Genomic DNA, 5,243 nt, shown 5'->3' with positions numbered 1-5,243 from the left:
GTTATGCTACATCCGCCAACCCAAAATCAGCCCCCTCATGAATAAGACGGGTTAGTGCGGCCGCGTTCCTGAGGTTGGCAAGAACCTCATCTGTCGTGTGGAGCGAAAACCGCATTTGGCCGCTTGCCGTCGGCCTTACTTCAATTGGCAAGGTAGCGTTATCATTCGATGGAAGGTTGAGAAGAAACGACTTGCCCTTTGCGCGTTCCCATACATCGCTGGGTATCCGCCTCTGGTAGTACCAGACGTTAGAGCCGTTACGCCGAATTGGTCCGGGCATCCTAAGCACCATGTACACCACCTCTGTATGCCAGTTCGGTGGCCCTAGCGATCTGATAACCCTTATCTTTCTGATTTGGAAGCTGAATGGCGGACTTTGTCGGTGAGTTCGAGCCTCTCACCGCCCACCATCATCGCAAGGCCGTCCCCGAGCGGGACGGTCTCCTGCCTGCCGCGTGAACCTTTCCGAAACCGCTTTCATTCACCCTGATGGTCGAGGGTTGCTGCCCTGTCGTTTGTAACGAGTTTCGAGTGGCGTCATGCGTTTGCGTTCCGGTTTCGCCGGCGGGTTTCTGCTGGCTCTCTTTGCCTCTCCGCCTTCCGCGATGGAATTCGCCTCGGTTCCGCTGGGGCCGGATTGCTCTCAGCGCCATTGTCCGCGTGCGCTGGTGGCCGAGGGCGAGATTTCGGATGATGCCCCTCAGAAATTCACCCGTTTCCTGCGCCAGGAAATGCAGGTGCCGGGGCTTCATGCCCTGATGTTCATCAATTCGCCGGGCGGGAACGTGGAAAGCGCCCTGCGCCTCGGCGCCCTGCTGCACGAGGCGGGCGCATCCGTGGTGGTCGGGCGGCCGGTGCTGGGTGTTCAGGCCCAGTCTTCGCCTGCGCGCGGCCGGCGTGTTTCGCATGCGCCCGGCCTTTCGGTGGTGCCAGGCCAATGCGCCTCGGCCTGTGTCTATACCCTCATGGGTGCGAAGAAGCGCATCGTGCCGGATGGCGCGCGCCTTGGCGTGCATCGCATGTCGGCGCGCGTGCAGGCCCATGCGCCGGAAGGCGGCGGGGCATTGCAAAGCCGGATTTTCGCCGGCGAGAACGAAATTCGCCTGCTTCGCGATTACGCGAGCCGCGTGGGCGGTTCGCAGGACCTGATCAGCCTCGCGGAATCGACCCCGCATGACCGGATCCGCGTGCTTTCCGCCGCCGAGATCCGCCGTTATCGCCTCGGTAATGCCGGGCCCTGAGCGGCCTGCCGGAAGGCCGGCAAGGCAATTTTTCCTGAAGCCTCCGAACGCGCTTGACAGGGCAGGGAGGCTTCCTTAGGGGATCGGCTCTCGCAAAGCCCCTCGGGCCTTGCGGAAAAGCGCGGGCGTAGCTCAGTCGGTTAGAGTGCCGGCCTGTCACGCCGGAGGTCGCGGGTTCGAGCCCCGTCGCCCGCGCCAGTTTTTCTCCTGCCCTTCCCTTGCGCTGCGCATCGAAGGCCGATTGCCAGATGCGCGAACAGGACCGGGCCTTTCTTCTTGGATTGCTGGGCGTCGTGATCTTCGCGATCACCGTTCCGATGACGCGACTGGCGACAGACCGCCCCGGTTTTCCCGGGCTTGATCCGCTGTTCATCACGGCGGGACGCGCCGCGCTGGCGGGTCTGCTCTCAGCTTTCTATCTCGCCGTGACACGCGCGCCGCGCCCCGACCGGTCACAGGTCTTTCGTCTCGGGCAGGCCGGCCTGGGGATTGTCATCGGTTTTCCGCTGTTTCTGGGCCTTGCCGTGCGGCATGTCGACGCCGTGCATGCCTCGGTGATCACCGGGGCCCTGCCGCTGGCAACGGCTGCACTCGCCGCGCTGTTGCTACGCGAACGCGCTTCGACCGCCTTCTGGGCGGCGGCGATTCTCGGTTTCGCGCTGGTGATCCTCTATGCCTGGCTGGCCGGCGACGGGGGCAGGGGCCTGAGCCTCGCCGATCTGGCACTCCTCGCGGCCGTCATCTCGGCTGCCTTCGGCTATGTGAAGGGCGCTGAAGTGAGCCGCAGCCTCGGGCCCGAGCGCGTGATCTGCTGGGTTCTGGTGCTCTATTTGCCGCTGACGATTCCCGTGGCCTGGGCGTTCCGCCCGATGGGCGCTGTGGAGCCGGCGGCGTGGCTCGGTTTCGCCTATGTCACGGTGTTCTCGATGTGGCTCGGCTTCTTCGCCTGGTATCGTGGCCTTGCGGCGGACCCCCTGCGGGTGAGCCAGGTGCAACTGCTCCAGCCGTTTCTCTCGATGCTGTTCGCGGTGCCGATCCTCGGCGAGCGCATGAACTGGATGGCGAGCCTGTTCTGCCTCGCCATCATCGCCGCGGTGGCCTTGAGCCGGAAACTCCGCTGAAGGCTCAGTTCGCCTTCTTCCATTCCTCGCTGCCGAGCTTGGTGTCGCCCGTGTAGCTCCAGACCGCTTCATAGCCGCCGCCTTCCTTGCCGATCATCAGGAAGACGCCGCTGGCCCCCTGGCCGGAATAATTCACGGCCAGCACTTTCCCGTCGCCAATTCCATGGCCATTCCAGGTCTGTCCGCCGATACGCCAGACGATTCGCCAGGTATCCTCGCCGGTCTTGGTGAGCTGGGCGGTGCCGGAATAGCTTTCGCGCGAGCGCGGATCGACACCGGAAATCGTGTATTGGCCTGGCCCCTGCGCCACGGCAAGGCCGGGAATGAGGCTCGAGGCCAGGGCTCCTGCCAAGACGAGGCGGCGCGTCAGCATGTTTTTCTCCTGAAGTTGCGGGCGATTCACAATCTGGTCGCCACATCCGGCAGGTTGTCCCGGAAATCGCTGGCCCGCAAGCGCCCCCCTTCCGGCATGCTTCATGGAATCTTGCCATGCAAGATGGGCAGGACGCTTATTCCTTGGTCGGAATTTCGGCATGATCGGCCACCTGCGACGCCGCTCTCCCTTGCGCGGGGCGCGCGGCTCCTTTAATCGAACGGTCCATCATGCAAACGCTGCTCCTCGATTATCTGCCGCTGGTCGTTTTCATTGGCATCTCGCTGGTCATCGGCATTGCGCTGATGGTCGCGCCCTTCGCGGTGGCCTACAAGAACCCGGACCCCGAGAAGCTCTCGGCCTATGAATGCGGGTTCAATGCGTTCGACGACGCGCGCATGAAGTTCGATGTGCGCTTCTATCTCGTCGCGATCCTCTTCATCATCTTCGATCTCGAAGTGGCGTTCCTTTTCCCGTGGGCCGTCGCGCTCCAGGATATCGGCGCGTTCGGCTTCTGGTCGATGATGGCCTTCCTTTTCGTGCTGACGGTGGGTTTCGTCTACGAGTGGAAGAAGGGCGCGCTGGAATGGGATTGAGGCGCAGAAGCGCTTCTGATTTGAGCGGGGCTGGCGTAGCAGGCGCTTCCCGCGAAAGGTGTCGACGATGAATACGCTTGTTGCTCCTGAGCCGAAGGGCATCCTCGACCCCGCGACGGGCAAGGTGCTGGGCGCGAATGATCCGTTTTTTGGCGAGATCAACAAGGAACTGGCCGACAAGGGTTTCCTCGTCACGGCCTCGGAAGACCTTATCGCCTGGGCGCGCACGGGCTCGCTGATGTGGATGACCTTTGGCCTCGCGTGCTGCGCGGTCGAGATGATGCAGCTCTCCATGCCGCGCTATGATGTCGAGCGCTTCGGCTTCGCACCCCGTGCCTCGCCGCGCCAGTCCGACGTGATGATCGTCGCCGGCACGTTGACCAACAAGATGGCCCCCGCGCTCCGCAAGGTCTACGATCAGATGCCCGAGCCGCGCTACGTCATCTCCATGGGCTCCTGCGCCAATGGCGGCGGCTATTACCATTACAGCTACTCGGTGGTGCGCGGCTGCGACCGCGTGGTGCCGGTGGATATCTATGTGCCGGGCTGCCCGCCCACGGCCGAGGCTTTGCTCTATGGCGTGCTTCTGCTGCAGAAGAAGATCCGCCGCACATCGACCATCGAGCGGTGACGTTGCAATCGTCATGGCCGGGTTCAGCCCGGCCATCCACGACTTCGGAATGGTTTTGCAGACGTGGATGGCCGGAACAAGTCCGGCCATGACGTCGAGGGGAATGCGATGACCGAAGCTCTTTCCATCCTCGCGGCGCATCTTGAAAAGGCGCTGCCCGGCAAGGTGACCGGCACGTCGATCGCTTTTGGCGAATTGACCGTGCATGCGGAAGCGGCGGCGATTCTCGATGTGCTGGCCTTCCTGCATGATGACCCGGATTGCGCCTTCCTGAGCTTCATCGATATCTGCGGCGTGGATTATCCGGCCCGCGAGAAGCGTTTCGATGTGGTCTATCACCTGCTTTCGCCGCGCCATGTTCGCCGCATCCGCGTGAAGATCGAGACCGACGAGCGCACGCCCGTGCCGAGCGCGGTCGCGATCTATCCCGGCGCGATCTGGTTCGAGCGTGAAGCCTATGACATGTATGGCATCCTGTTCTCGGATCACCCGGATCTGCGCCGGCTCCTCACCGATTACGGCTTCGAGGGGCATCCTTTGCGCAAGGATTTCCCGCTCTCGGGCTTCGTCGAGGTGCGCTACGACGATGCGCAGAAGCGCGTGGTCTACGAGCCGGTGAAGCTCAACCAGGAATTCCGCAATTTCGATTTCCTCTCGCCGTGGGAAGGCACCGACTACGTGCTGCCGGGCGACGAGAAGGCGAAGGGGTGAGGCAGTGGGCAGTCGGATCGAAATTCAACTGTTTGCGAGCCCAAGAGGCGAGGCGTCAGGCAAATCCGCTGATTTTTGGGTGGATTCGTCCTTTAATTGTCGCCTGACCGGCTGTGATTTCGGTCCGGCCGTAGAATCCGAGTTTGGCGACGACGATTACGAGTATTGGCATGATCTGAAGCCTGCCTCGACCCAGGCCTTGCTCGTGGCTCTTGTTCGGGATCGCTTCGGGGGGCGGCCAGATGCGTCGGCGGAGTTCCAAAAATATCTTGAGCAGAATGGCATCAATGCCGAATTCGGTTTCTGGCATTGAGGGGTGAAGAGATGACCGAACAACCCGATATGCGCAATTTCACCATCAATTTCGGGCCGCAGCATCCCGCGGCCCATGGTGTGTTGCGCCTCGTGCTCGAACTCGATGGCGAGATCGTCACGCGTGTCGATCCGCATATCGGCCTTTTGCATCGCGGCACGGAGAAGCTGATCGAGGCCAAGACTTACCTTCAGGCCGTGCCCTATTTCGACCGGCTCGATTACGTCGCGCCGATGAACCAGGAGCATGCCTATGCG

The 5,243-nt window shown here is 62.3% G+C and carries 7 protein-coding genes, 1 tRNA gene and 1 pseudogene; 8 read left to right on the top strand and 1 reads right to left on the bottom strand.

Annotation, left to right across the window (positions count from 1 at the left end; translation table 11 throughout):
* Positions 1 to 539 precede the first annotated feature (539 nt).
* The 3 genes from ACKODO_RS09255 to ACKODO_RS09245 all read left to right on the top strand — a co-directional run bounded on the left by ACKODO_RS09255 (position 540) and on the right by ACKODO_RS09245 (position 2,362).
* A complete protein-coding gene (locus ACKODO_RS09255) occupies positions 540 to 1,241 on the top strand; it encodes a hypothetical protein (protein WP_408983150.1) in 702 nt (233 codons plus the stop codon).
* Between the two features lie 121 nt (positions 1,242 to 1,362).
* Positions 1,363 to 1,439 (top strand) — tRNA-Asp (locus tag ACKODO_RS09250).
* Positions 1,440 to 1,489: 50 nt separating this feature from the next.
* The gene (locus ACKODO_RS09245; RefSeq protein WP_408983149.1) at positions 1,490 to 2,362 is read left to right on the top strand and encodes a DMT family transporter; all 873 of its coding nucleotides are present in this window, start codon (positions 1,490 to 1,492) and stop codon (positions 2,360 to 2,362) included.
* A 4-nt stretch (positions 2,363 to 2,366) separates the two neighbouring features.
* Here the strand turns inward: ACKODO_RS09245 and ACKODO_RS09240 are convergent, their stop codons facing one another.
* Complete coding sequence (locus ACKODO_RS09240; RefSeq protein WP_408983148.1) at positions 2,367 to 2,735, bottom strand: hypothetical protein; 369 nt, start codon at positions 2,733 to 2,735, stop codon at positions 2,367 to 2,369.
* 230 nt (positions 2,736 to 2,965) lie between these two features.
* Here ACKODO_RS09240 and ACKODO_RS09235 point away from each other — a divergent pair, with 230 nt between their 5' ends.
* From ACKODO_RS09235 to ACKODO_RS09215, 5 genes and pseudogenes are all read left to right on the top strand, one after another.
* Positions 2,966 to 3,331 carry an NADH-quinone oxidoreductase subunit A gene (locus ACKODO_RS09235; protein ID WP_408983147.1) on the top strand — a complete coding sequence of 122 codons (366 nt, stop codon included), beginning with the start codon at positions 2,966 to 2,968 and terminating at the stop codon, positions 3,329 to 3,331.
* Between the two features lie 67 nt (positions 3,332 to 3,398).
* Positions 3,399 to 3,962: a NuoB/complex I 20 kDa subunit family protein gene (locus tag ACKODO_RS09230; protein WP_408983146.1), complete on the top strand. Its 564-nt coding sequence runs from the start codon at positions 3,399 to 3,401 to the stop codon at positions 3,960 to 3,962.
* A 108-nt stretch (positions 3,963 to 4,070) separates the two neighbouring features.
* Complete coding sequence (locus ACKODO_RS09225; RefSeq protein ID WP_408983145.1) at positions 4,071 to 4,673, top strand: NADH-quinone oxidoreductase subunit C; 603 nt, start codon at positions 4,071 to 4,073, stop codon at positions 4,671 to 4,673.
* A gap of 4 nt (positions 4,674 to 4,677) precedes the next feature.
* The gene (locus ACKODO_RS09220; protein ID WP_408983144.1) at positions 4,678 to 4,986 is read left to right on the top strand and encodes a hypothetical protein; all 309 of its coding nucleotides are present in this window, start codon (positions 4,678 to 4,680) and stop codon (positions 4,984 to 4,986) included.
* Between the two features lie 11 nt (positions 4,987 to 4,997).
* Positions 4,998 to 5,243, top strand: a pseudogene (locus ACKODO_RS09215) (NADH-quinone oxidoreductase subunit D); the annotation flags it as partial.

The sequence above is a fragment of the Rhabdaerophilum sp. genome (genome assembly GCF_046092605.1).
GTDB lineage: Bacteria > Pseudomonadota > Alphaproteobacteria > Rhizobiales > Beijerinckiaceae > Rhabdaerophilum.
The sequence above is the reverse complement of the archived record's forward strand: the minus strand, read 5'-3'. Positions and strand labels throughout refer to the sequence as shown.

Excerpts from the sequence above, each read along its gene's own strand:
- ACKODO_RS09255 (WP_408983150.1), top strand. The coding sequence starts at position 540 with ATGCGTTTGCGTTCCGGTTTCGCCGGCGGGTTTCTGCTGGCTCTCTTT.
- ACKODO_RS09245 (WP_408983149.1), top strand. The coding sequence starts at position 1,490 with ATGCGCGAACAGGACCGGGCCTTTCTTCTTGGATTGCTGGGCGTCGTG.
- ACKODO_RS09240 (WP_408983148.1), bottom strand. The coding sequence starts at position 2,735 with ATGCTGACGCGCCGCCTCGTCTTGGCAGGAGCCCTGGCCTCGAGCCTC.
- ACKODO_RS09235 (WP_408983147.1), top strand. The coding sequence starts at position 2,966 with ATGCAAACGCTGCTCCTCGATTATCTGCCGCTGGTCGTTTTCATTGGC.
- ACKODO_RS09230 (WP_408983146.1), top strand. The coding sequence starts at position 3,399 with ATGAATACGCTTGTTGCTCCTGAGCCGAAGGGCATCCTCGACCCCGCG.
- ACKODO_RS09225 (WP_408983145.1), top strand. The coding sequence starts at position 4,071 with ATGACCGAAGCTCTTTCCATCCTCGCGGCGCATCTTGAAAAGGCGCTG.